The organism is Armatimonadota bacterium (assembly GCA_013314775.1).
In the GTDB taxonomy this organism is placed as follows: domain Bacteria; phylum Armatimonadota; class Zipacnadia; order Zipacnadales; family JABUFB01; genus JABUFB01.
Map to the genome: position 1 here is coordinate 146503 of JABUFB010000013.1, position 26239 is coordinate 172741.

Annotated in this window: 16 protein-coding genes, 3 tRNA genes and 3 rRNA genes; 7 read left to right on the forward strand and 15 right to left on the reverse strand. The window is 62.8% G+C overall.

The window, feature by feature from the left end; translation table 11 throughout:
* Positions 1-115: 115 nt before the first annotated feature.
* Positions 116-1648 (reverse strand): cellulase family glycosylhydrolase, encoded by a 1533-nt coding sequence (locus tag HPY44_17355; GenBank protein ID NSW57777.1) that lies wholly within the window; start codon positions 1646-1648, stop codon positions 116-118.
* A gap of 119 nt (positions 1649-1767) precedes the next feature.
* Between HPY44_17355 and HPY44_17360 the strand changes: the two genes are divergently transcribed.
* Both HPY44_17360 and HPY44_17365 read left to right on the forward strand, forming a co-directional pair.
* Positions 1768-2037 carry a hypothetical protein gene (locus tag HPY44_17360; protein ID NSW57778.1) on the forward strand — a complete coding sequence of 90 codons (270 nt, stop codon included), beginning with the start codon at positions 1768-1770 and terminating at the stop codon, positions 2035-2037.
* A 120-nt stretch (positions 2038-2157) separates the two neighbouring features.
* Positions 2158-2376 (forward strand): hypothetical protein, encoded by a 219-nt coding sequence (locus HPY44_17365; GenBank protein NSW57779.1) that lies wholly within the window; start codon positions 2158-2160, stop codon positions 2374-2376.
* A 234-nt stretch (positions 2377-2610) separates the two neighbouring features.
* On the opposite strand, the gene HPY44_17370 is transcribed toward HPY44_17365, so the two are convergent.
* The 6 genes from HPY44_17370 to HPY44_17395 form a co-directional block, all read right to left on the reverse strand.
* Positions 2611-2685: transfer RNA gene (locus HPY44_17370), tRNA-Asn, on the reverse strand.
* 58 nt (positions 2686-2743) lie between these two features.
* Positions 2744-2860: ribosomal RNA gene (gene rrf, locus HPY44_17375) — 5S ribosomal RNA — on the reverse strand.
* 71 nt (positions 2861-2931) lie between these two features.
* A 23S ribosomal RNA gene (locus HPY44_17380) occupies positions 2932-6041 on the reverse strand.
* A gap of 141 nt (positions 6042-6182) precedes the next feature.
* Positions 6183-6258 (reverse strand) — tRNA-Ala (locus HPY44_17385).
* A 48-nt stretch (positions 6259-6306) separates the two neighbouring features.
* Positions 6307-6383, reverse strand: a tRNA-Ile gene (locus HPY44_17390).
* Between the two features lie 220 nt (positions 6384-6603).
* Positions 6604-8120, reverse strand: a 16S ribosomal RNA gene (locus HPY44_17395).
* Together the 16S, 23S and 5S rRNA genes with 3 tRNA genes alongside form the textbook arrangement of a ribosomal RNA operon.
* A 528-nt stretch (positions 8121-8648) precedes the next feature.
* On the opposite strand from HPY44_17395, the gene HPY44_17400 reads away from it, so the two are divergent.
* Positions 8649-9635, forward strand: a complete 987-nt coding sequence (locus tag HPY44_17400; protein ID NSW57780.1) for a hypothetical protein — start codon at positions 8649-8651, stop codon at positions 9633-9635.
* A 145-nt stretch (positions 9636-9780) separates the two neighbouring features.
* Positions 9781-12579 (forward strand): hypothetical protein, encoded by a 2799-nt coding sequence (locus HPY44_17405; GenBank protein ID NSW57781.1) that lies wholly within the window; start codon positions 9781-9783, stop codon positions 12577-12579.
* Positions 12580-12887: 308 nt separating this feature from the next.
* Here the strand turns inward: HPY44_17405 and HPY44_17410 are convergent, their stop codons facing one another.
* The 6 genes from HPY44_17410 to HPY44_17435 all read right to left on the reverse strand — a co-directional run bounded on the left by HPY44_17410 (position 12888) and on the right by HPY44_17435 (position 18527).
* Positions 12888-13523 carry a hypothetical protein gene (locus HPY44_17410; protein ID NSW57782.1) on the reverse strand — a complete coding sequence of 212 codons (636 nt, stop codon included), beginning with the start codon at positions 13521-13523 and terminating at the stop codon, positions 12888-12890.
* A gap of 35 nt (positions 13524-13558) precedes the next feature.
* Entirely contained in the window at positions 13559-14440 is an 882-nt protein-coding gene (locus HPY44_17415) for a ribokinase (GenBank protein NSW57783.1), read from the reverse strand.
* A gap of 197 nt (positions 14441-14637) precedes the next feature.
* Entirely contained in the window at positions 14638-15753 is a 1116-nt protein-coding gene (locus HPY44_17420) for a Gfo/Idh/MocA family oxidoreductase (protein NSW57784.1), read from the reverse strand.
* 128 nt (positions 15754-15881) lie between these two features.
* Positions 15882-17210, reverse strand: coding sequence for a sugar ABC transporter substrate-binding protein (locus HPY44_17425; protein ID NSW57785.1), 1329 nt, complete (start codon positions 17208-17210; stop codon positions 15882-15884).
* Positions 17211-17213: 3 nt separating this feature from the next.
* The gene (locus tag HPY44_17430; GenBank protein ID NSW57786.1) at positions 17214-17924 is read right to left on the reverse strand and encodes a radical SAM protein; all 711 of its coding nucleotides are present in this window, start codon (positions 17922-17924) and stop codon (positions 17214-17216) included.
* Between the two features lie 15 nt (positions 17925-17939).
* Positions 17940-18527, reverse strand: coding sequence for a prepilin-type N-terminal cleavage/methylation domain-containing protein (locus tag HPY44_17435; protein ID NSW57787.1), 588 nt, complete (start codon positions 18525-18527; stop codon positions 17940-17942).
* A 157-nt stretch (positions 18528-18684) separates the two neighbouring features.
* On the opposite strand from HPY44_17435, the gene HPY44_17440 reads away from it, so the two are divergent.
* The 3 genes from HPY44_17440 to HPY44_17450 all read left to right on the forward strand — a co-directional run bounded on the left by HPY44_17440 (position 18685) and on the right by HPY44_17450 (position 23904).
* On the forward strand, positions 18685-21582 hold the full coding sequence (locus tag HPY44_17440; protein ID NSW57788.1) for a hypothetical protein: 2898 nt from the start codon (positions 18685-18687) through the stop codon (positions 21580-21582).
* 159 nt (positions 21583-21741) lie between these two features.
* The gene (locus tag HPY44_17445) at positions 21742-23127 is read left to right on the forward strand and encodes an extracellular solute-binding protein (GenBank protein ID NSW57789.1); all 1386 of its coding nucleotides are present in this window, start codon (positions 21742-21744) and stop codon (positions 23125-23127) included.
* A gap of 138 nt (positions 23128-23265) precedes the next feature.
* Positions 23266-23904: a prepilin-type N-terminal cleavage/methylation domain-containing protein gene (locus HPY44_17450; GenBank protein NSW57790.1), complete on the forward strand. Its 639-nt coding sequence runs from the start codon at positions 23266-23268 to the stop codon at positions 23902-23904.
* A 76-nt stretch (positions 23905-23980) separates the two neighbouring features.
* Here the strand turns inward: HPY44_17450 and HPY44_17455 are convergent, their stop codons facing one another.
* Both HPY44_17455 and HPY44_17460 read right to left on the reverse strand, forming a co-directional pair.
* Positions 23981-25363, reverse strand: a complete 1383-nt coding sequence (locus HPY44_17455; GenBank protein NSW57791.1) for a sulfatase-like hydrolase/transferase — start codon at positions 25361-25363, stop codon at positions 23981-23983.
* Entirely contained in the window at positions 25360-26208 is an 849-nt protein-coding gene (locus tag HPY44_17460) for a hypothetical protein (GenBank protein NSW57792.1), read from the reverse strand. Before HPY44_17460 ends, HPY44_17455 begins: the two co-directional genes overlap by 4 nt.
* Positions 26209-26239 lie beyond the last annotated feature (31 nt).

The window sequence follows — 26239 nt, forward strand, 5'->3', positions numbered from 1 at the left end:
CGCACGGGTCTCACTCGAGGCGCTCTCGCCCAACCGGATCGGACCATCAGGCTTCGTGAGTAGCGCGCCACGAAGCGCTTCTGCACTTCTGGGACAGACTCCCGGCTTGACGTGCCTATTCCTGCCAAGCCCGGCTGAGGGCGTCCACCAAGGCCTGCTGGGGCACATATTGGTGCTCAGCATTCCTCACCCACACACCCATGCTGCCCATCCCCGTTGTCTCCCGCCAATTCCAGTACGTCCAGGGGATCTCGAAGCGGTTCAGGATGTTTGCTACGTCGGCCACCCAGGTGACCCCGTCGCCCCAGGACGGCTGGGCGCAGCCAAATTCACCGCAAAACACCGGCACCTGGTGCCGCTCCCGGAACTCCACCGCGGGGCGGATGCGTGCCGCCAGCCAGGCTCTGTCCACTTGCTCCTCCTCGTAGTGGAACCATGCAACCATCGGGTAGCTGTGTCCCGTTGCCTTGCTGGTCTTGACGTGGCAACGCAAGACGTATTGAGCGCCCTGCTTGATACGGAACTTCTTCTGCAACGCCCATGCGTTGTAGGAGTCGGTACCCTGAATGCGCAGGGAGCCCGGGGCACTGTGGCCTTCGTGCGGATCCCAGGCGAACTGCCCGGCGGTCTGGCGCTCGACGATCCACCCCTCCGATTTCCTGTTCGGTGGGAAGTCCAGGTTGTCGGAGATCGGGACCGTCTCACCGTCGCACAGCAGGTTCACATCGTCAAACCAGCAAGTACCCACGTTGCGCGTCGAACGCAGGATGAGCTGCCCGTGGGTGGCTTCCGCCGGGGGCGTAAAGGTCTGCTCCAGCACGTGCCAATCGGTGTCGCCGGAGGCGCCCCAGTCTTCCGGCGTGTTTTCCAGCCAGCGCTGGACAAGGGGCCACACGCCGGGATAGCGGCCGTCAGGGATCTGCCAGTATGTCAGAATGCCCGGCTCATAGAAGTGTATGGTATATACGAGACTGGGTCGCGGCAGCAGAGCCTTCTCCAGGCCGGCGATGCTGGAGCAGTAGGGATCGCTGACAACGATGGGACGATCAGGGTCCTCGGCCCGGATAGCGTCTATTGCCTCCAGGCAAAGCCGTTCGTAGTCCTCCAGCGGGTAGTCCTGTTCCGGCACGGGCTCGTTCATCAATTCGTATCCCAGAAGGCGGTCGTAGTGCCGATAGCGCCGGACCAGTTGCGTCCACACAGCAATCCACTGCTCCTGCAGCTTGCGCTCCCGCCAAAGCCGGTTCGCGCCTCCGTAATTCCAGCTCCAGGGGTTGTTGCCGCCAGGAGGGGTGTGATAGTCCAGGATGAACCACAGACCTGCCTCCTGGGCCCAGCTACACATGTTGTCCAGCAGCGCGAGGCCCGGCCCGCCGATCCGGTCGCTGTCGGGTGGATCGGTTACCTTGTCATGAAGGAAGGCAATCCGCACCAGAGTGGCGCCCAGGCGCTTCATATCGGAGGCATCATGCGGCTCCACACAGCCCCACCAACCCCAATTGGCGCCCCTGAGCACCAACGCTTCTCCCGACTCATTCACCAGTTTGGGGCCGACGACCCTGACGTGGGCTGCCGCCGCCGGTAACCCAAACGTCACTGCCGCCGCCACCACCCAGACCGCCGACTTCACTGCAGCTGAATTGGCCATACTCAGATCGTCTCCCAGAGGTCGTGGTTAGCTGGCCCGCCCTATTCATGAAGTAGGAGCAAGGAGAAACCGAAGGCCGTCGAAATGGGCTTCTGTGCCAGAGGAATGCCTGTTCCAAGATGCCCCCCGGCAGGACACAGTGCATTCGACAACTGGACCTAGGAATCCTTCATCGCAAGCAGGTCACCGGTCGCTTCGATGGCGACGACATCTCCAGGGAAGACCGTCTCGTGCTGTTCGCCCGGGCCCTCGACCTGCTGGGGTCGCCCGGGTTCGCCATCGCGGAGTCCGTCGGGGATCACGACGACCGTGCGGCGGCGACGATGCTGGACGCCGCTGGCGTCGCCGGAGGGGCCGCGGCGGACGGGAGTTCGACATGGTGCCCTTGACCGGGGCCCGCCCTCGGCGTACCACGGCTCGACGGTTCCGCACCGCGGATGCCCGCGGCGGCACCGCATGTCGAACGGCCCCGACCGGGCCGCGACGCAACGGTCGAGAGGTGAACGGAGATGAGCGGTGCACTCACGGCACCCTTCGCCTGGTACGGCGGCAAGCAGAGGCTGACCCGGTTCGTGCTGCCGCTGGTGCCGGAGCACTACGACGCCTGCGTGGAGACCTTCTTCGGAGCGTGCACCATGTTCTGGCGGCTCCGCGAGCTGAAGGCCGAGGAGGCCGATATATCCGAGCAGATCGAGCGGAGCCAGGGCCCCAAGCCGCTGCCGATCTAACTCTTCAAGGACGAGAGCCTTCAGGCCATCGGGGACAACCTGCCGAAGGCCTTGCTGTCGCCGGACAGCGGCGTGGCCAAGCGTTACCTGAACCTGTTCGCGAGGCGGATCGAGCTGGAGAGGGACGAGGTGAGGATCGAGATGAACGTGGCTGCGATGCTGGAAGAGGGCCTGCAGAACGCAAAAACGAGAACTGTTGACCATGAAGGTGCAGTTCTCGCAGTTGGTGATGCTTGGCTCCCCGGGGCGGATTCGAACCACCAACCTAATGGTTAACAGCCATCCGCTCTACCATTGAGCTACCGGGGAACCTGGTTCGGGTATGGCGACGGGGCCGGGAGCACGATGCCCCGGCCCCGTCAATCAGCCCCGGCGACGACCTACTCTCCCACGACGTCTCCATCGCAGTACCATCGGCGCTGGAGGGCTTTACTTCCGTGTTCGGAATGGGAACGGGTGTGGCCCCTCCGCCATAGTCACCGGGAAAAACGGTTGTCAATACGCGCGCACCCTGACAACTGCATAGCGGATTTGTTAGCCTCAGAATGAGTGCAAGCGTGGCAAGCGCTCGGGCGATTAGTACCGGTAAGCTGAAGACATTACTGCCCTTACACTCCCGGCCTATCAACCTGGTAGTCTACCAGGGCCCTTACAGGTCGAACCTCGAGGAAACCTAGTCTTGGGGTGGGCTTCGTGCTTAGATGCTTTCAGCGCTTATCCACTCCAGACGTAGCTACCCTGCATGTGCCGCTGGCGCGACAACAGGTACACCAGAGGTCTGTCCGCCCCGGTCCTCTCGTACTGGGGGCAGCTCCCCGCAAGTTTCCAACGCCCGCAACAGATAGGGACCGAACTGTCTCACGACGTTCTGAACCCAGCTCGCGTACCACTTTAATGGGCGAGCAGCCCAACCCTTGGGACCGAATTCAGCCCCAGGATGTGACGAGCCGACATCGAGGTGCCAAGCTCCGCCGTCGCTGTGAACGCGCGGGCGGAATTAGCCTGTTATCCCCGGGGTAACTTTTGTCCGTTGATCGGCGGCCCTTCCACTCGGAACCGCGGGGTCACTAGGACCTGCTTTCGCATCTGCTCGACTTGTGGGTCTCGCAGTTAAGCTCCCTTATACCCTTATGCTCTTCGCGCGATTTCCAACCGCGCTGAGGGAACCTTTGTACGCCTCCGTTACCTTTTAGGAGGCGACCGCCCCAGTCAAACTGCCCACCTGATACTGTCTCCAAACCGGATAACGGTTCAGGTTAGAATTCCAACCTTGCGGAGGGTGGTATTCCAACGGTGGCTCCACGAGCCCTGGCGAGCTCGCTTCATAGCCTCCCACCTATGCTCTACACCGCAAAGTCAAATCCAATACCAGGTTACAGTAAAGCTCCACGGGGTCTTTCCGTCTTGTTGCGGGTAACCAGCATCTTCGCTGGTGCTACAGTTTCGCCGAGTCCCTCGTTGAGACAGCGCAGGAATCGTTACGCCTTTCGTGCAGGTCGGGTATTATCCGACGAGGAATTTCGCTACCATAGGACTCTCATGGTTAGAGCCGTCGTTCACCAAGGCTTCGGTTCAGAGCTTCGGCCACATAAATGCGGCCTGACCCCTCCCCTTAACCGTATGGCACCGGACAGGCGTCAGCCCCTATACCTCGGCTTGCGCCTTAGCAGAGACCTGTGTTTTTGGTAAACAGTCGCTCCCGCCGTTTCTCTGCGACCCCCAGATGCTCAGCGTGCGAGACGCGTCACAGCCAGGGGCACCCCTTCTCCCGAAGTTACGGGGTGATTTTGCCGAATTCCTTAACGAGGGTTCTCTCGCGCGCCTTAGGATTCTCTCCCCGCCCACCTGTGTCGGTTTGCGGTACGGGCACCGTGCAACTCCCTAGAGGCTTTTCTTGGCAGCATGGGAATGACCACTTCGCCACCATTACAGCAGCTCCCCATCACCTCTCGGGGTTATGGCCGGACGGATTTGCCTATCCAGCCCCCCTACGGGCTTGGCCGCGCTCTACCAATCACGCGGATGATCGCCCCTCCTGCGTCCCCCCATCGGGACTTTGTCGTTGCACAGTGGCGCCGGAATATGAACCGGCTGTCCATCGCCTACAGCTTTCGCTCTCGGCTTAGGCCCGGCTAACCTTAAGAGGACGAACCTTGCTTAAGAAACCTTGGGCTTTCGGCGGTGAAGATTCTCACTTCACTTTTCGCTACTCGTACCGGCATTCTCACTTCCGATTCGTCCAGCAGTCCTTACGGTCTGCCTTTGTCCTACTACGGAACGCTCCCCTACCAAACCCGGAGTATGATGATCGCGACCGACACCCGGGGCTCGCAGTCCCCCGCCAATGCCGAAGCAAAGGCGGACAAAAGCGATACCGTCGGGATAAGTCGCGACCGACTCCAGATTTCCACGGCTTCGGTGCTAGGCTTAGCCCCGTTGGATTTTCGGCGCGGAGCCACTCGACCAGTGAGCTATTACGCACTCTTTAAAGGGATGGCTGCTTCTAAGCCAACCTCCTGGCTGTTTCAGCAACTCCACATCCTTTACCACTTAGCCTAGCTTAGGGACCTTAGCCGGTGGTCTGGGCTGTTTCCCTCTCGACCGCGGGGCTTATCCCTCGCGGTCCGACTCCCAGGCTCTGAAGTCACGGCATTCGGAGTTTGATTCGGGTTGGTACCCTGTCAAGGGCCCTAGCCGATTCAGTGCTCTACCTCCGTGACTGAACGCCTGAGGCTAGCCCTAAAGCTATTTCGGGGAGAACCAGCTATCGCCAGGCTCGGTTGGCTTTTCACCCCTATCCACAGCTCATCCGACGGCTTTTCAGCGCCGAGCGGTTCGGGCCTCCACGCAGGATTAGCTGCGCTTCACCCTGGCCATGGATAGCTCGCCTGGTTTCGGGTCTATGGCGTGCAACTGGATCGCCCTATTCGGACTCGGTTTCCCTGCGGCTCCGCCGTTCACGGCTTAACCTTGCTGCACACCATAACTCGCCGGTTCATTATGCAAGAGGCACGCCGTCACCCTGGCCCGAAGGCCAACGGGCTCCGACCGGTTGTAGGCACACGGTTTCAGGTACTATTTCACTCCCCTTCCGGGGTGCTTTTCACCTTTCCCTCACGGTACTTGTCCACTATCGGTCACTGAGAGTACTTAGCCTTAGAGGGTGGTCCCCCTGGATTCACACCGGATATCACGTGCCCGGTGTTACTTGGGAGAAGCTCTGGGAGACACCAGTCTTTCGCGTACGGGGCTATTACCCGCTATGGCCCGACTTTCCAGACATGTTCTGCTAGACTGATGTTTTGTAACTCCGTAGCGGAACCACACTTCCGCACGAGCCTTCCCGCGACCCCTGACGTGCAACGCATGTGGGCTATACACACGCCAGGTTTGGGCTGATCCCCGTTCGCTCGCCACTACTAGGGGAGTCGCTTTTGCTTTCCTTTCCTCGAGCTACTAAGATGTTTCAGTTCGCTCGCTTACCGACCCTTACCCTATGTGTTCAGGTAAGGGCGACGCCGCGTGACCGGCGCCGGGTTTCCCCATTCGGGCATCCCCGGATCCATGCTTGCTTGCAGCTCCCCGGGGCTGTATCGTTGCTTGCTACGCCCTTCATCGGCTCTCAGTGCCAAGGCATCCACCGTGCGCCCTTGGTAGCTTGACCACGCAATGTGAGATTCCTTCGGCTAACTAGTAACTTGCGTTACTGTCCGCTATGCAGTTGTCAAGGTGCGATCGTCTCGAGCCATCAGGCTCGTGCATGATGCCCTCTAGGGCGCCACGTACCAACCTGATCGCCTATCTATTGGTGGAGACGACCGGGATCGAACCGGTGACCTGCTGCGTGCAAGGCAGCCGCTCTCCCAGCTGAGCTACGTCCCCACTCGGTCCGCCCTGGCCCCCGTCTCACTCCCGGCCACCGAGGTTCAGTGGTGGGCCGAGGTGGACTTGAACCACCGACCTCGCCCTTATCAGGGGCGCGCTCTGACCGGCTGAGCTACCGGCCCATCCCGTTCTCGAAGGTTCGCTTCCGACACCGACGAAAAATGCGAGGGGATCAGGCTCCCTCGCAGGAACGCCCCATCTCCGTCTGAAACTCTATCCTGAGCCCGTCGCCCACGTACCGATGGCCGTGCGCCTCCACAGCCTCGTGATGCGATCCCTCAAAACTAAATAGCGTGAGTGATTGCCAGATCGACCTGATCCGAATGTTTCGGATCTCTCCTTAGAAAGGAGGTGATCCAGCCGCACCTTCCGGTACGGCTACCTTGTTACGACTTAGTCCCAATCACAGGTCTTACCTTCGGCCACCGCAGTGGACTTCGGGTACTACCTGCTTTCGTGACTTGACGGGCGGTGTGTACAAGGCCCGGGAACGTATTCACCGTGGCGTTGCTGATCCACGGTTACTAGCGATTCCACCTTCACGGAGTCGAGTTGCAGACATCCGATCCGAACTGGGACGAGTTTTGGGGGATTGGCTCCACCTCGCGGCTTAGCTACCCTTTGTACTCGCCATTGTAGCACGCGTGCAGCCCAGGGCGTAAGAGGCATGCAGATTTGACGTCATCCTCTCCTTCCTCCTGATTACTCAGGCAGTCCCAGAAGAGTGCCCAGCCGAACTGATGGCAACATCTGGCGAGGGTTGCGCTCGTTGCGGGACTTAACCCAACACCTCACGGCACGAGCTGACGACAACCATGCACCATCTGTCATAGGACCTGGGGGTTACCCAGGAGACCTGCTTTCACAGGCTGTCCCTATGATGTCAAGCCCTGGTAAGGTTCTAGGCGTATCATCCTATTAACCCGCATGCTCCACCGCTTGTGCGGGCCCCCGTCAATTCCTTTGAGTTTCAACCTTGCGGCCGTACTCCCCAGGCGGGACACTTAACGCGTTAGCATAACAGCACTGGGAGGGTCGATGCTCCCAACACCTAGTGTCCATCGTTTACGGCTAGGACTACCGGGGTATCTAATCCCGTTTGCTCCCCTAGCTTTCGCGCCTCAGCGTCAGTAACGTTCCAGGCAGCAGCCTTCGCCACTGGTGTTCTTGCCGATATTTACGCATTCCACCGCTACACCGGCAATTCCACTGCCCTCTCCCGTACTCTAGTCTAGCAGTTCAGCGAGCAGCGCCGGGGTTGAGCCCCGGAATTTCACCCGCTGCTTACTAGACCGCCTGCGCGCGCTTTACGCCCAGTAATTCCGGACAACGCTGGCCCCCTACGTGTTACCGCGGCTGCTGGCACGTAGTTAGCCGGGGCTTCCTCTGGAGGTACAGTCAGAACTTCTTCCCTCCTGACAGGGCTTTACGATCCGCAGACCTTCATCACCCACGCGGCGTCGCTGCATCGAGCTTGCGCTCATTGTGCAAGATTCCCTGATGCTAACTCCCGTAGGAGTCTGGACCATGTCTCAGTCCCAGTGTGGCCGGTCACCCTCTCAGGTCGGCTATCGATCATCGCCTTGGTGAGCCGTTACCCCACCAACTAGCTAATCGACCGCGGGTCCATCCTTCAGCGCCGGAGCTTTCCTTCCGCGACTTGTGTCACGTAAGCATATCGGGAATTAGCAGGAGTTTCCCCCTGTTATGCCCGACTGAAGGGCAGGTTACCCACGTGTTACTCACCCGTTCGCCACTGTCACCAGGTATTGTCCGAAGACTCCACCTGGATCTCGTTCGACTCGCATTCATTAGGCACGCCGCCAGCGTTCGTCCTGAGCCAGGATCAAACTCTCCATCGAAAAAACAATGCCCGTACCGAAGCCATTGACTCCGGCCGGAACCTAGAACAGAGCTTGCTGGCAATTCATCGTCACGCTATTTAGTTTTCAAGGATCGCTCTTGTCGCAGGCCGCTACCATACTGGATCGCGTATTCGCTGTCAACTACTTTTCTGCAGATTTCTCCGCATCGCGGTCCTGTAACTCGCGGCTTTTCAATGTCCCCGTCGCCGTGCGTCGGGTTCTATAAATTACCCGAACCCGTCTTCACTGTCAAGGACTTTTTCAAGCAGCCTTGCCGCTCCACTGTCCTTCGGACCCACCACCACCCGGCAACGAGAGCGGAGTATACAGACTTGCCCCGCACCTGTCAAGCGCGCTTCACATCTTTTTTTGGGGGGCCGCACACCACACATCCGCGCTGAATCTCGCGCCGTGACACACACCGCTGTTCTTGCCCCCAAGACCGCTTTCTATGGCCCTGCGCGCCCTTTTCAGGTACACTGCTCCGTGCGACAAGCCACCACCAACTACGGAGGGCCATCCATGTCTGTCAAGGCCAATCTCAGAGTACCCGCTGCCCGGCACTTCGGAAACATTCCACTCTTCGATCCCCAGTCCGGGACCACTGTCCGCGAGCCCCTGGGTGCAGGACCCGGTTGGTGGGCGGGTGCCCCCTGCGGCGTTTTCGACCCGGCCGACGAACGCTTCTATCTCTACTACCGGATGCGCAAGCCCCGCGAACTCGGCCGCGGGGTCGACTGTCGCATCGCGGCAAGTGCCGATGGATTGCATTTCGAGGATATCTGGTCTGCCACCAAAGAACAGATCTGCACCCAGTCGATGGAAAAAGCTTCGCTGATCCGCAGTTCCGATGGCGACTGGATGCTCTTCCTCAGCTTCGTGGACACCGACGGCCGCTGGTGCATCGAGCTCTGCCGAGCTCCGAGCATCCCCGAACTCGACCCCACCCAACGCGTGCGCATCCTCGGCGCCGACGACATCGCCGCCGAGGGCGTGAAAGACCCCTGCGTCTACAATATCTGCGGCCTGTACCACATGATCGTCAGCTACGCACCATCACCGGCGGTTCCCGTTGCGGGTATGCATGCCACCGGCGACATCTACAATACCGGCGTCACCAAGTCCCACACAGGCCTTGCCACCAGCGAGGACGGTGTCCACTGGGACTGGGTCGGCGACATACTCTCTCCACCTGACAAGGGCTGGGACCAGTACTGCACCCGCATCGGCTCCATACTTCATACCCCGCCCTTCTTCCTTGGCTTCTACGACGGCAGCGCCTCCGTCGAAGATAACTACGAGGAGCGCGCGGGAATGTGCATCAGCACCGACTTGCGATCCTGGGAACGCATCACAAAGGCGGGCCCCTTCGTTTTGTCGCCTCATGCCCAGCGAACGATCCGTTACATCGAGGTCATTCAGTGTGACGATGCGCTGTTCTACTATTACGAGTACTGCCGGCCGGACGGCTCCCACGAACTGCGAGCCAACAAGGTCCCTCTCGGTTAGGGCGGGAACAGTGACGCAGACAGGTCCCGGACTGGCCGTTATCGTCCGTCGGTTGAACGATGCGGACTCGTACCGCGCCAGCCCTATGTCTTCGCCCTTCGGAGGGGCCGTCGACCCACAACCGCCCAGACAGGAGTGATCCTTCATGCACCGACACATAGCCATCCGTGGCATTATCGGAGCAGCCGCTCTGGCCCTGACCACATCGGGCTGTTGCCTCGCCGCAGACGCATTCTTCGTCTCGCCCGCGGGGAATGACGCCTGGTCCGGCACTCTCGCCGAGCCCAATGCCCCAGGCACAGACGGTCCCTTCGCGACCCTTGACAAGGCCCGCGACGCTGCCCGGGCCATGATCGCCGCCGGCCAGGTTCCTCCCGACGGGATCACCATCACCGTGCGGGGCGGAGTCTATCCGCGTGCCGGGTCCTTCGAGCTGAGCGAGGCCGACTCGGGAACCGCTCAGGCTCCCGTCACCTTCCGCGCCGCGCCAGGCGAGGAAGTGCGCATCGTCGGCGGGATCTCCATCCCACCTGAAGCCTTCACCCCGCTACGAGACGAGACTATCCTCTCACGCCTGGTCCCCGAAGCCCGCGGGAAGGTCCTCGCGGTCGATCTCGCCGCCCTCGGGGTCACCGACCTCGGCCAGTTCCCCACCGTTTTTCGGGGCGCACCGGCGGCTCCCGAGCTCTTTTTCGATGACGAGCGCATGACCCTCGCCCGCTGGCCTAATGAGGGCTGGGCAACCATCGCCCGCATCATCGACACCGGTTCGCGTCCGCGCGACGGAGACCAGTCCAACCGCCCGGGAGTCTTCGAGTACACCGAAGACAACCCATCCCGATGGGACGTGGACAAGGGCGTCTGGCTACTGGGCTACTGGTGCTATGACTGGTACGCTGAGACGCTCCGCGTTGCCAGGATCGACCCCGAGACGAAGCAGATAACCCTCGCCGCACCCACCCTTTACAGCGTGCGCCAGGGAAACCCATCGCCCCGGCGGTATCACGCCCTCAACGTCCTTGAAGAACTCGACAGCCCAGGCGAGTACTACATCGACCGCGAAGTCAAGGCCCTCTACTTCTGGCCGCCGCGCGACATCGCCGCAGGAACGATCACCCTCTCCACCCTCAACGCTCCGGTCATCGTCGTCAACGGTGCATCACATCTGATTCTGCGCGGCTTTACGGTGGAGGCAGGCCTCGCCGACGGGATCTCAGTCACCGGCGGCGAGAACGTCGCCATCCAGGCCTGCGATGTCCGCAACATGCGCCAGCTGGGAATCCGCGTCGAAGGCGGTCTTGCCCACCGCGTCGAAGCCTGCGACATCCACCACACCGGAACCGGCGGCCTTTGGCTGTCCGGTGGCGATCGCAAGACCCTCACTCCAGCCGGCCACATCGCCTACAACAACCACATCTGGCGCTTCTCCGAGCACCAACTCACCTACGCCAACGGCCTCACCATGAACGGCGTGGGCAACCGAGCTGCCCACAACCTCTTGCACGATGCCCCCCACCAGGCCATCGCCATCGGCGGCAATGACCACATCTTCGAGTTCAACGAGGTGCACCACATCTGCACCGAGACCGATGACTGCGGCGCGCTATACAAGGGCCGCGACCCATCCTGCCGCGGGAACATCATCCGGTACAACTTCTGGCACAACATCGGCAGCCCCATGGGCCACGGGAACGCCGCGGTCTACTTCGACGACGGTGACGGCGGCGATTTCGTCATTGGTAACGTCTTCTTCCGTTGCGGCGAGCCCGGCCGGGGGTCCTTCGGCACCGTTTTCAGCCACGGCGGCCACGGGAACCTCGCCGAGAACAACATCTTCATCGAGTGCAAGCGCGCCCTCGGTTCTGCCCCGTGGAATGACAAGCGTTGGAAGGACATGATCAACGCCGAACTGTGGCAGGAAAGGCTGCTGAAGAGCGTCGACATCACGAAGCCCCCGTATACCACGCGCTACCCGGAACTCGTCGGCTTCATGGACCCACAACCGGGCCAGCCGCGGGTGAACAACGCCGTGCGCAATCTCATCGTCATGTGCGCCGGCGTGAAGAGCGGCAACTGGCAGGTCAGTGACGACGAGAACCTCATCATCGACACCGATCCGGGCTTCGTGGACGCGGCCTCCGGCAACTTTGCTCTCAAGCCTGACGCCCAGGTCTTCGCAGAGCTCCCCGGCTTCCAGCCCGTCCCCTTCGACCGGATGGGCCTGCAGGCCGATGCCCTGCGCCCCGACCCGCCTGTGCGCGAATGGACCTACCCCGCGCCCACTCCTCTGCCGCCGTTGGACGGAACTGCTGCCGCCGCTCCCCGCGTGAAAACCGGGCCGCCGCCAACGTTCAAAGTGCCCCGGGCAACCGCGCAGATCACCATCGACGGTGTGATCGACACTGCAGAGTGGTCCGGCGCAACCGAGGAATCTGCGATGCCGATCGTCCAGGATGTCATGGGCAACAAGGCCAATCGCCCCAGCAAGGCCTGGCTGGCTTACAACGATACCCACCTGTTCATCGCGGTAGACAACACCATCTTGCCCGCCACAAAGCTCGTCGGCAACCAGTGGGGGCAGGACGATGCGGTGGAGATCAGCGTACGAAATGTCGTGGAGGGCAAGGCGACGCCGATCAGCGTCCTGCGAGGCTTCGGCAATGGCCACCTGCAGTTCGGCATTACGCCCAACGGTGACCAGGAGCCCAGTTCCATGGACCCTGGCGGCGTGCAGTTCAAGGCCACGCGGCCCGCTCCGGACCGCTGGGTTGCGGAGTTCGCGATCCCGCTGGTCCTTCTCGACCTTGACCCCTCCGCAGAGCCCAGGGTGGCCTTCAACATCACAGTGCGCAAGGCGGAAGACGGCCTTTGGCTCATGTGGGAGGGCACCCAGGCCCACTCCTATGACGTGACCCGGGCGGGCTTCATCCAGTTCACAAGGTAACCCGCACAGACGCACTGAGGACCTTCCGCGTCGGAAGCTCGTATCCCAATGACCACGAATGCGCGCGGCGGGAATCAGGTCCGTGCAGACCTGTCCCGCCGCGCTCTTATCTCTCCGATCGATGCACCAGCACCCCCGCTCCCAGCCCCATCGGGAGCTTGCGTCTGTACCGGATAGATCGCCATCCTCGAGTTGCGCCTCCACCGTTCATCCCCCCGCGTCCGGAGCACCCGTGCCGCGACGGACAGGGAGACTCATGGGGTGAGGCCGCCGGTGCCCCATGCGACGGGCCTGGGTGCGGCCGGCCCCTACAACCCCTCCTCCGCGCACTGCCGAGCGGCATCCGGCAGACCGACACCAGCCCTCAGCAGTTCCACCATCCGCGCTTCCTTCCGCGCAAGAGTCTCTGCGTGCTCGATCACCTCTGCAGCGCTCTGGGCCGGAATCACCACCACGCCGTTCTCATCTCCCCGCACCAGGTCCCCGGGCTGCACCACGACCCCCGCGCAGGCCACTGGAATCTGCATCTGCGACTGGGTATCATCCGCCGTGGCACCACCGGGAGTCACCGCGCGCGCGAACAGCGGGTAGCCCACCTCGCGGATGCCCCCGATGTCCCGCGCCGCGCCGTCGATCACCGTCCCACCCAGGCCCTTCTGCTTCGCCCAGGCGCTGTAGATCTCGCCCCACACGATGACCTCGGTGACTCCTCCCGCAGCGACCACCACCACATCGCCAGGCTTGGCATGCTGCAGCGCCAGATCGCAACCCGCCGTTGCCCCCGGGTATGTATGCACCGTGAACGCCGGTCCGCACACCTCAGCCCCAGCCCAGACGGGTTTCATGCTCGAATGCATCGTCCCCGTGCCCATCCCCGCGCGCCGCATGACGTCGCTGATTGGAGCCGTCGGTATCTCCGCAAGGCGCTGGATGAGATCCTTCATGGTTCCTCCCGTAGTCCGCGGTGCGGCGCCCAGCCTCACGCGCTCTCCTGCTCTGCCAGGAAAGCCTCAATCTCAGCACGCTTCGGGATCGACGGCTGCGCACCCATTCGCGTGACGCTGATCGCAGCCGCCGCGCTGGCGAACCGGAGCGAATCCGGCAAGTCGCGCCTCTCGGCAAGGGCCGCTGCGAGAGCCCCACAGAAGGTGTCACCGGCCGCGGTGGTGTCGACAGCCTTCACAGTAAAGGCCGGAATGGCGATAGCCTGTCCCCCGTCGCACGCGACGAGCCCCTCCGCCCCCAGGGTCACCACCACCAGGCCCGGTCCCTGCTCCACCAGCCGCCTCGCCGCGTCGAAGGAATCAGCAACACTCTCGATCGAGTTCCCGCAAAGCGCCGCCGCTTCCACCTCATTGACCACCAGCGCCGAAACAGCCGGCGACAGCGCCAGTTCTCCATTCCCAACCGGCGCATAGTTCAGCAGAACATCCACGTCGTTCTCCTGTGCGACCTGCAGTATCGCCCGGTTACTCTCCACGGGAATCTCCATCTGCAGCAGCACCCAGTCGGCCCCCGCGATGAGCGGCACAAGCTCCCGGACTCGTTCCGGGGTCAAGTCAGCATTGCTGCCCGGCGCTACCGCGATGCAGTTCTCACCGGACGCCCCCACCATGATCAGCGCGGTGCCCGTGGGCTTGCCCTGGATCAGCAGGCAATGCGACGTCCCGATGCCATCCGCCGCAAACTCTTCCAGCATTGCCCGCCCGAAAGGATCGTCGCCCAGGCAGGCGGCGAACTCCACTCTGCCGCCCGCCCGGGCTGCAGCAACCGCGGTATTGGCGCCCTTACCGCCGAGCACCTGACAGTACTCGCCCTGGGTCACCGTCTCCCCGGGTGCGGGAAGACGCGGGACCTTCATGATCAGGTCCACATTCGCGCTGCCAATCACACAAATCAGACCATCGGCCAAGGGCCATCACCATCCAGGTCCTGCGGCATGTGCCGGCTCATGGGCAACCAGTCGCAACAGCGTGCATGGGGTCTGGGGCCGGTGACCCCGGTGGGGTGCGGGCTGGCCCCTCCGCACCACCAGGACTTGGACCTCTCCGCTTGGCGTCAGTCCGGCATCGCCAGCGGGTCCCCGTGCAGCGGCGGCAGGGGGTGAGGCCGCACGAGTGCACCACCGTTCTCGTGGGACTCAATCACCGCGAAGGTGTACTCCAGCGCCGCCAGGGCATCTCGACCCGAAGCCCGAACATGATCCGGATGTACGCCATTGGCAACATCCTCAAGAAATGCGTTGATGCGATGAACAAAGGTCTGGTTGAAGTCCACGGTCCCCGTGGTGGTGATCTCATCCGCCTCGACCTCGGCCTGACCCGGTCCGCCGCCGCGAGGCGCCTTCCAGTAAGACAGCTTCTCGATGCAGTTTTCGATACAGAACGTCCCCCGGGTCCCCGCCACCTCAATGCTCCACCAGCCGCCCAGACCATACGGCGCGTCTCCACGCTGGCTCAACAGGTAACCCACGCCGCCGCCCGAGAACCGCACATGAATACTGGCCGTGGACAGCGTCACATCCCCGCCCGCTCTGCGGAATCCGGGGCTGTCCAGGAAAGCCTGCACATGAGTGATGTCCCCGCATAGATAGCGCATGACGCTGAAGGGGTGGGACAGGAACGCCTTCACGTGGAAATACGGGAACCCCTTGACCTTCGGGTTTCCGGGGCCTTTGTAGCCGTCAACATGCCCGCCGTGGAACCCCATCTTGCACAGGCAGTAGACAAGCTCGCCCACATCGCCGTCATCTACGTACTTTCGCGCGCGGTCGCCAACGGGCGTGAAGTAGTGGTTCAAATTGCACCCCAAAGCCACCTTCTTCTCCGCGGCGCGCGCCACCAGATGCCGCGCCTCCGTCACATCACTCGACAAGGGCTTCTCAACCAGCACGTTCTTGCCCGCCTCGATTGCCTCAAGTGCCGGCTCATAGTGCCAGCTCCCGTTCTCATAGCCGCCGGTGCAGACATCCACAATGTCCAGGTCCGGGTGGGCGTCCAGCATATCCGCAAGGCTCTCGTAGCTTTTGATCCCAAGCTCGTCCCCTGCCGCCTTCGCCCGGCCGGGGACTGGATCGCAGACAGCCACCAGATCGGCAAGTTCGCTCTGCTGGTATGCGGGGACGTGCGAACGGACGATTCCTTTGAAACCCACGAGACCAACTTTCAGCGCCATGACGAACGACCTCCCTGTTGAAAGGCTGTCGGTCCCGCGGAAGCACCCGGGGGTCGACATGCCGGCAAGCTGCACTGACTGCGTCAAGCGTGTGGGGAATTGCTTCGACGGAGACATCCCCGCGCCCTTCATGGACGCGCGGAGTTGATGCGCTTTTCAGCGCGCAGAAGCGCCTGGTGCGGCTCGGCGTCGCGAACGAACACATCCTCGAGGGCGCGCCGCAACTCTGACATCATCGTCTCATACGCCAGGTGGGTGGCCACCGGATGGGGAGCCGCCAGGGGAACGGCCTCACGCAGTATTCGGGCGGCGCGAGTTCGTTCATCCTCCCTCCGGCCGTACTCCAGCGCATCCAGGGCCGGCTTCCACGCAGGTACACACAGCCCCCTCGCCGCTGCCTGTCGCGCGCCCTCTGTCACGAGGAAACGCAGCAATCGGAAGGCGGCCGCTTTGTGTTCGCAGTCGCTGGAGATCGCGATTCCGGTGGGTATGCACCCGGTGGCTTCCCTCACACCCACCAGGGGCGGCGCCAGCAACCAGTGCGTCTGCGTCATCTCCTCCAGGTCTCCCAGCGAGTACGGGGTAACGAACGCCGTCGCGGCCTTCCCTGACTGGAATCGCTCCAATGACTCATCCCGTGCCGGATCAGGCGGCGCAATGGCCCCCTCCTCCACCAGGCCCTTCAGGAACGCCAGAGCCTTCACATTCGCCGGGTCTGACAGCGTGCTCCTCTCGCCATCCCCCGCCAGCACATTCCCTCCCGCCTGCCTCATCCACGCCAGGGCCGCATACGGGTACAGGCAGATCGCCCCGCCATATTGCCGCACCGCGCCACTGCCATCCCGAACCGTCAACCTCCGACAGGCGTCTGCATACTGCTCCCACGTCCAGCGCGGGTCCGGTTCCGCTACACCCGCCGCTGCCAGCGCATCCACATTGACCACCAGCAGATTACTTGGGCCCCAGTCCCTGGGAATGCCCACTATCCCCGGGCGCCCAACCGTCGGCCCGATCCCGGCGAAAGCCTCCCACGCCGACCTGGTGAACTCCCCGCTCTCAAGCCCTTCGAACCCGCTCAGATCCGCCAGCAACCCCTCCCGTGCGAAGTCCCCCATCCGGCCGTAGTTCAACGACATCACATCCGGCGCGTTCCCTGTCGCAAACAGGGTTGTCAGCTTGTCATAGTAGCGGTCGGTCACTTCCACCAGGCGCACTTGCACCGACGGATTCTTCGCCTCGAAGCGATCCTCCAGGGCATGGGTGAGGCTGATTTCTTCGGCATCCAGCGCCCAGTAAGCGTACGTAATGGTGGTGAAAGCGGGAGGTGGCGTGGTGTCGGTGTGACGCGTGATGCAACCAGGCAGCAGGAACACCGAGAGCAGACCCAGGGCCCCGAGGGCAAGGGCGGCAGGCCGGACGCCTGCTGCTCGAGACGCAGAGTGGCTCCGGGAGACCATGCGTTACAGAACCTGCACAACCTTGAAACGGTCGTCGCGGCGCGAGTAGTCCCGCGCATCCTCCACCGTCAGGTGCGAGAACGTGACCGTCTCCTGGTAGCCTTTCGCGAACTCCACGATCTCCCGCATCTGCTCATCTGTGGGCCTTGGCCAGGGCGTGCCGGGGATTGGGATATAGCCCATGATGTGGAAGGGGATCGCGCGGGAGAGCCCCGAAAGGTACTCCAGCATTCCCCGAATCTCATCACGATCTATGAACCCGGGGATGTAGACGCAACTGGCTTTCATCTCGATGCCCGCCTCAAACCCACGCCGGAAGTTCCTGTACACCGGCTCCGCAGGCTTCCCCGTGTATTCAAGGTGCTTCTCGTTCGAGAACGCCTTGAAAGACACGTTCGCTGCATCCAGATTCTCCAGGGGCAGACGCCAGGCCGTCGTATGCCCCAGCATGGTCCGCACCCCCAGTTCCTGCTTCCCGAACCGAAGCATTTCCGGCAGGTCCGGACAAGACGTGGGCTCCCCTCCCATAAAGTTCAGCTGCTGCAGGTCCAGCGCAAGCAGCGTGGCCTTGATCTCCTCCAGGCTCGGCCAGTGTTCAACCGGCTGCACATCCCTGATCTTGTACGCGCAGCCGATGCACCGATAGTCGCACCCACGATTGTGTACGCTGGCCCGGCGGTATTTCTCCGAGTACGTCACCTTGTAGAAGGGCATCAGGTCTCGTCCTGTTCAGTCGCTCGCGATGACTGTCCACTCGCGCTGCTTTGTCTCAAGTTGCCACTTCGCATGCCCGTCCGCGTAGAAGTGGTTCGCCCCATCATTGTGCCGCTTGTCCACATATCGCTCGTTCGGCGCCGTGGCCGCCCAGTACACGTAATAGCGCCCATCCATGCTGTCCGACGCCACGATGGTCTCCGCCGGCGCCTCAATCGACGCCAGCGCGGTGCTGTACCACAGGCAATACGTCCCGTCATTCGTCGAGTTCATCCCATACGACATGTACAGGCCTGTGTACGGGTCAATCGCCGGCGGGCCTTCCAGGCACCGGTAGATCTCGGTGTTCCGGATATACGGCTGCAGCAACTGCTGCCACCGGTACCGCGCCGCACCCACCGCAATGTAGATGGGACAGGTGGTCTCGTCATAGTCCTGGGCGTACATGTTCCAGGCAAGAGCAATTTGCTTCATGTTGCTCAGGCACGACGCCTGCCGGGCCTTGCTCCGGGCCTGGGCGAAGACGGGAAAGAGAATAGCGGCGAGGATCGCGATGATCGCGATGACCACCAGCAGTTCGATAAGCGTGAAGCCGCGTCGCATGGCATCCCCTGACAGACCATTCTGTGCGCACCGAGATACGGTAGCACGAAAACGTAATTCGTGTCAAAAGCAATGGTGATCACTCCTTGCAGGCGGTCCCGCCCAACGCGGCGAAGGTCTATTCGTCACTGTCCCTCACCATAAGAGGTGAATCCGCATGCCACGAGGCTTCTTCCCCGCAGCCGCAGTGCTCCTGCTCATTCCCACCCTCTGCTGCGCCCAATCGCCCACCCTCACCCGCGAGGGCGCTACTTGGGTCGTTGAGGGTGACAGCTATCGAGCCATTCTCGGGGCAGAAGCACTCGACTTCGCCCTGGAACTCAGAGGCATTGATGGCCGGTGGCACCCGGTGACTAAGACCGCCGCCGGCGTCAGCACGGGTTATCTCACCGGTTCCGACGTCCTCAGTTCCCACGGGACCCGCGCCACCTGCATCGCGGTGGAGCTCGCAGACATGGTGCATATCTCCCGGCGCGGCCCGATCAGCCGCTTCCTGGGCCTGGAGATGGTCATCAACTGCATTTGCACCCACGATGGCATTCTCATGTCTGCTGAGTTGTCGCGCAAGAGCGGCGCTCCGCTGGAGGGCAGCCTATGGGCGCCCGCGCGCCTGATACTCGATCCCGAAGCTTGGGACACCTACTGGTTCCGCGACCCCGATGGCACGGACCATTCCGGCGCAATCTCTTCCCTCGACCCCGTTCCCGGGTACGCAGGCGTCTCCCCCTGGGGTAACACCGGCGACACAGTCAAGCGTCTCAATCCACAGGCTCCCGCGCTCGTCGTTCGCTCGCAGTCTTCGGGCACCGGCCTCGGCGTGGTGTTCGTGAACTATGAGGAAGACTGGGCTCGGGGGTTCAGCTTTCTTCAGCGCCATACGCCGGCGAATCTCTATTTCTACACAGGCTACGTCGCCGCCGGCGAACCCGGGGCTCGCTGGGCCTGGCTGGCGCCCTTTGGCCCCGAAAACACCCCTGCCGATGTGGCGCGCGCCACGAGACTGGCCTCTGAGGGCGCTCAGTTGGCCCAGGCCTTCACTCTCCAGGCCCCTCCGGTACCCGATGAATGGCTGCGCGACGCCCCCGACTTTCCCGCCGATCTCGCACGCACCCAGCCCGTGGCCGATATCCGCGACGCCATCATCTACACTATGGGGGAGCGCACTTCGTCCGAGTACTCCCTTGCCCTGCATCGCAAGGCCGGTTCGGATATGATCGTGCGCGGCTGGTTCAAGTGGGGGCAGGCCCCACCGGTCCACGAATGGGCCGCGATCCCCGGTCAGGCCCACGAGTTCGGCGCATTGTTCGGCGGGGGCATCACCTGCAGCGCCCTGTACGACACTGAGAACGGGATTACCCGCGAGCAACTCCTCGACATGGCCACCCGCGCGCCCAACGGTGAACTCGTGGACGCCTGGGACCAGCCCGGCACCCGGCACGGCTCCCTCTCCTGCCCCGCATATATCGACTATCTCTTCCGCTGGTGCCGCGAGCAGATCGATGCCGGCGTGGACTACCTCTTCATGGACGAGCACACCGCCGCCCTCAGCAGAATGGAAGGTTACGACGATTACTCCCTCCGCGATTTCCGCCACTTCCTCCTCGAAATCTCCGAAGAAACCCGCGACTGGGCTGACCGCGATCCGCGATGGACGTCGGAACTCGAGGTCCCCCTGGACAACAACACCGTTTGCCCCTCGGGTGGCATGGATAGCTTCGATTACCGCGAGTACCTGCGCATCAAGGGCTTGCTGGAAGTCCCGACCTCAGCCGCGAACCGCATGAGCACTCAGTGGTCGCGTTTCCGGGCCTGGCGAGACGACCGTGCCTGGAAGGAACTCACCGACCGCATCCGCGCCTATGCAGCCGAGAAGGGGCGCACGGTACTAATCAGCGCCAATGGGCTCGCGAAATACGTGGACCTCCAAGTGCTGGGCGTCTGGGGACAGTGGGCGGTGAAGAACGGCCACATCGATCTGTCCGACAACCAGCTTCCCTACTGGCGCTCTCTCGTGACTCGCGGGCGCCGCCTGGCCGGGAGCGACGTGCCGGTGGTGCTGTTTCACGACTGGGGCTTCGGCGATCCGCCCTTCCCCTGGCTCGCCGTTGCGCCTTCCGAACGCGAAGTCTGGATGCGCACCCGCGGCGCCGAGATCTATGCCGCCGGTGCCATCTTCGCTTACCCCGTCCTGGGGCCGTTCAACTGCGATGCCGGCCGCGACGGCACCTTCTCCACCATCGCCCACCAGACCGCTTTCATCAAGCGCAATCGTGACCTTTATCAGAAGAGCGCGTGGCTTGGCAGCGATGGCATCGCCCCTGAGCCACCGCACCTCAGCCTCGCCGCCTGGTGGAATGAAGGCCGCGGTACGCTGGTCATTCACGTCATCAACCGCAATGTCCGCGACGGCGCCCTTGTGCCCGCCGAAAATGTCATACTCCGGACACCGCTGGTCGAGCTCCCCACCGACGCCCACATGATCTCCCCCGACTTCGACGGCGAGCGCCCTGTCGACTGCAAGGCCACCCAAGGCGGCATGGAGATCAGACTCGGTTCGATCGATGCGTACTCCATCGTCCTCCTGCGGTACGAGAAACAGCCCGACTGCCGCGGCCTGCGCGATTCCGTGCGCGTCCGGCCCATGGGTCACTGGGAACGCCCCGCGCGCAGTGACTTCGCGGTCCTTCCCGGCTGCGACGTGGACCATCCGGAACAAGTCGAAGGCTACCTGCAGGGCATGTTGCACCAACACCTGCGCAATCCGCCGGTGTTCCGCGTGAATGCCCTGAAGCCCGCCGAACTCCTGGTGAACGTGAAAGCAGTCGCCACCCTGGGCGCACGTCTTGAACTCAGTGTGGATGGGGTTGTCACACAGACCGAGGACTTTCCGGACCTCGACGGTCTGAACAATGGCTCCATGGCGGAGTACGACAAGACAGTCACCTTCAGGATCCCGGCCGGGAAGCATCGGGTGAAGCTGGACAATGTGGGCGGCGACTGGGCGGTGCTGAGCTGGCTTGAATTCCGTGGCGACTTCGGTCCCCCGCCGGAATAGGTCACTCGCCCGGCCGGCCATTCGCAACCGCCGTCTGGATGGGCTGCATAGGCGAGCGCCCTGGAACGCAGCGCCGGGGTGAGGCCGCCGTTGCAGGAATCCTCATTCCCTTCGCGGAATACACGCCCACGCAAATCCTCCCCAAGCGAGGCCTCCGCCATGAGACATCTCGCCTTCCTGGTCCCTGCCTTCGTGCTTCTCGCAGTCCTCTCAGGCTGCCCGAAGCCTCAGCCCGAGGCGCCGGCCAACGCGCCCGCACCCGTCGCCGCTACCGGCGTGGAGTCCCCCTCCGCGGGCGGGAAGCTGGCCGGGGAACTCACCCTCTGGACAATCTGGAACACAGAGCCCCGCAAGTCCGCACTCGACGAGATTGTCAAGGGCTTTACCAAAGCCAATCCCGACGTCACAATTCAGGTCAGCAATCTCGAACCAGACCAGTACAAGACCAAGATCCGTGTGGCGCTGGGCGGCGACAGTCCTCCCGACATCTACTTCGTCTGGAGCGGCGAGAAAATGCTGCACGCCTTTGTGCGCGGCGGCAACTGCCTCGACCTCACTCCCTACCTCGACGCCGATGACGGCGCCTGGCGACAGAATCTCATCGACCAAGCCCTCAAAGCCTACGTGTACGACGGGAAGACCTATGGCGTCCCATACTTGCTGCAATGCACTTTCTTCTTCTACAACAAGGACATCTTCGCAGAGCACAACATCGAGATCCCGAAGACCTGGGACGAACTCATCGCGGTCTGCGAGAAGCTCAAGGCCGCAGGGGTCACGCCCATCGCACTTGGCAACAAGGAGCGATGGCCCGCGCACCACTTCCCCTGCGTCCTCTTCCAGCGGCTGATGGGGCACAAAGCCGTCATGGATCAGTACGACCCCATGGGCCCCGGCGACTACGCCGATCCGGGTTGGCTCAAAGGCCTTGAGATGTTCGACGACTTCCAGAAGAAGGGTGTCTTCAATGCCAGCCCAAACGGCCTGAGTCGCGCGGACGCCCGTGCAATGTTTTACGGAGAGAAGGCCGCGATGTTCTACACCGGCACCTGGGACTTCTCGCAGCTCGTCGAAGGCGGAGAGGCCCCGAAAGCTTTCTGGGACAAGTGGGACTTCTTCAACTTCCCATCGGTGAGCGGGGGTAAAGGGGAACAAGACGCCCTGGCAGGGTCGGCTGACGGCTATGTGATCTCCAGCAAGACGAAACACCCCGAAGCCGCGGCCGCCTTTCTGCAGTACATGACTTCCCCCGAAGTTGCCCGCGAGTTCGTGAGCAAGTGCAAAGAACTGGTCCAGGTCAAGGGCGCGGTCACTGAGGACAATGCCAGCTGGTACTTGCGCAAGTACATGGAGATGGTGGAAGACGCCCCGGTCATCTCCGCCTGGACGGACACCATGATGGAGCATTCGGTCGCCGAAGCCCTCATGAACGGCGTTCAGGGCATGCTCGCGGGACAGATGACCCCAGAGCAGGTCATGAAGGCCGTCCGCGAGCGCCAGGCAGCCGTCAAGAAGGAGCTTGAGGCGCAGGCTGACGCGCAATAGCAACCTACCCGGACCGCGACCTGCGAGCACCGAGGCATTCCACGCCTCGGTGCTGTCATTTGCCATTGCAGCCACCAGACCGAGTATGCTATGGTTACCCGCCGTGGGCCCCGGCCCAATCCTGCAAGGAGGTCCGATATGCGACGCGGTTTTACGCTGATTGAGTTGCTAGTCGTCATCGCCATCATTGCCATTCTGGCGGCGATCCTCTTCCCGGTTTTCGCGCGCGCACGCGAGAAAGCCCGGCAGAGCAGTTGTCTGTCGAATATCAAGCAGCAGGGCCTTGCCGTGCTCATGTACGCACAGGACTACGACGAGGTCCTTCCCCGCCACTGCTACCAGCCCCGCCCGGCCATCGCCTTCGGTGACTGGCCGTGGTCTTACGCCGTGCAGCCGTATACGAAAAACGAGCAGGTCTTCTTGTGCCCCTCCAACAGCGACTGGCGCAACCGCTCCAAATGCTGCGGTGGCTATGGCTACAACCTCTCCACCACCCCCAGCGGCGGCACTGTAGGATGTACCGCCCGCAAGATGGCACAGATCACTGCCCCGGCCGGCCTGATCATGATCACCGAGACCGGAGATGGTACAAACGCGGTGGCCTGGTGCGGATACTGGAACGTGGAATCCGACACCGGTAACCCGACCTATGTCCACACCACCGGCCGCCACAACGAAGGCAGCAACTCCTGCTTCGTCGACGGACATGCCAAGTGGCTGAAGGCCTCCGAGATCCTCCGCACCCGCGGCTACTGGGACTCCCGCTACAGCCAATAGTCCATCGATTCCCGCAAAGCACGAACGCCCGGCAGGAGTCCTCTCCCGCCGGGCGTTTGCGCTGATCTTCCGGCAACTAGCCTACAGGCGCCACATCCATGCTCGCGTTCCACTTGTCCAGCATCTTTCGCAGCTCAGCGATGATGGCGTCCGAGCCCGGCTGGTCCGCGATGTTCGTGGTCTCCCAAGGGTCTGTCACCATGTCGAACAGCTGAACCGACGGGTCATTGCCCCAGGTGACCAGCTTATGCCGCGGCGTCCGCACAATCCGCCCCTCATACTGCCACTCCGCCACAATGAACTCCCGCCAGGGGGTGTCCTCCCGGCCCTCCACCAACGGGCGCAGGCTCAAGCCTCTGGCATCCGGCGGAGGCGCAACACCGGCGAAGTCGCAGACAGTGCTCACCACGTCAACGCCCGAGACTAAGTGGGTGCTGTCAACCAGCCCTTGCTCCATGCTTCCCGGACAGGACCAGATCATCGGCACCTTCATCGACTCATCGTACGGGTGCCATTTCTGCACATTCCCGTGGCGGCCCGCGCCTTCGCCGTGGTCCGCCGTGAACACCACCACCGTCTCCTCCGCAAGCCCGGTGTCCTCCAGCGCATCCAGGAGCCTGCCCACATCCTGGTCCAGCATCTCCACCATCCGGTAGTAGCAGTACAGGTAGTATCGCCAGCGCAAGTCCGTGTCGAACCCTGAGAAGCCGTTGCCCACTTTCGCGGGCCCTGGCGGGCGGCTGCGATGGTTCGGCGGCAACTCGGGCAGCTCGTCGCGAATGCTCTCCAGGGGCAGGTCCCTCGGCACTAGCGTCTCCGGCGACAACATCCAGTAGCAGATGTCATGGGGCTGGTGGAACGAAGCCACCAGCAGGAACGGATTCGCCTCCTTCTTGGGACGGTTCCGCAGGAACGCCTCGCAGGATCGGGACACCCATGCATCGTCGATCTGACCGTTGCTTCGCCCGGAGGGCAGCGCCCGGAACCCCTTCATCGCGGGCGTAGCAAAACCCATCGGCAAGTGCCACTTGCCGCAATACGCAGTGTCGTACCCCGCCTGACTCGAAAGCCATTCACCAAGATTCGGCATGCCCTCGCGGATCGCCAGCTCGTTGTGGACCACCCCGGTCTCCACAGGCATGCGACCGGTGAACAGCGCGCTCCGGGCGGGGGAACACACTGGGTTCGTACTGTGCGACTGGGTGAACAGCACGCCTCGCGACGCGAGACGGTCCAGGTTTGGCGTCTGTACCCACCGGCAGCCCAGCGCCGACATTGCGTCCAGGTTCATCTGATCGCAGAGGATGTACAGGAAGTTGGGGGGCCTGCCCAATGGTGCTGCCTGCGCAGAGCGTATTGGCCCTGCTGCCAGTGCTGCCGCGGCCATTGCGCCTGTCTTCAGGAAGTCCCGTCGGCTGACCGCTCCGGTCCCGGTCACCGTGGATTCTCGCGCCTTCATGCCAGATCACCCTCCCACGGTGCCACGACCTTCTGCCCCGGGCCCTTGTACACATACGCGGCGATGCCCGACAGAACCATGAGCAGTCGTCCCGCATCATCCACCCAATACACAGTGGGCAGCACGCCGAACCCGGTCTGCTCCCAGGCGTTGACCTTCGTCGCCACGGCCCCCTCACGCGCCTCCACCGGGCGATATACCGTACCCGCCTCCAACTCCACCGCATTCTCCCGCCACACCCGCTTGCCCCCCAGCTCGATGGTCGCCGCCCTGCGGAAGGCCAGCTTCTGCCGCGGCTTCACCTGCTGGTTGAACCGGTCGATCAGCGTGAACTCCAGCGCCGGCGCATCCGGCGCGGATCTGCGCTGCACCGCCTCGAACAGTCCGAACCAGAAGGCCATCGCCCCCTGCACTGGCACGGTCCGCTCCCTGTCACCGATCCGAACCCTCAATCCGCCCGGAATCGCCAGCCCGGTCTCGCGCAACCGCGTCTCCTCGATCGGCTGGCCTTTGTCGTCACACAGGACCGTCTCCAGCTCCCAGTCCAGCGGCGTGGCGAGCGCGTCCGTCGCGCAGGTCATCCCCGCGATGCAGTACTGCGAGCCAAGTGTTGCAAGCTTCCGCAGTCGCATCTCCAGCCGGAACCGTTCACCATCCACCGGAGTCCGCGTCAGTGAGAACGCGCCGACCTTGTAAGCCCGCTGGGTTGTCTCCCACAAGTCGAAGGTCGTTTCCCAGACTCCGCTCGGGTCAAACACGCCGGCAGGCGGCTGGAATCCCTCCGTCGCCGGTGCGAAATGGGCCAGCGAGAAGTCGTCGTTCACCGTCAGCGTCGCTTCTGTCATGCGCCTTGCCTCCCTCGAACACGGTCCACTG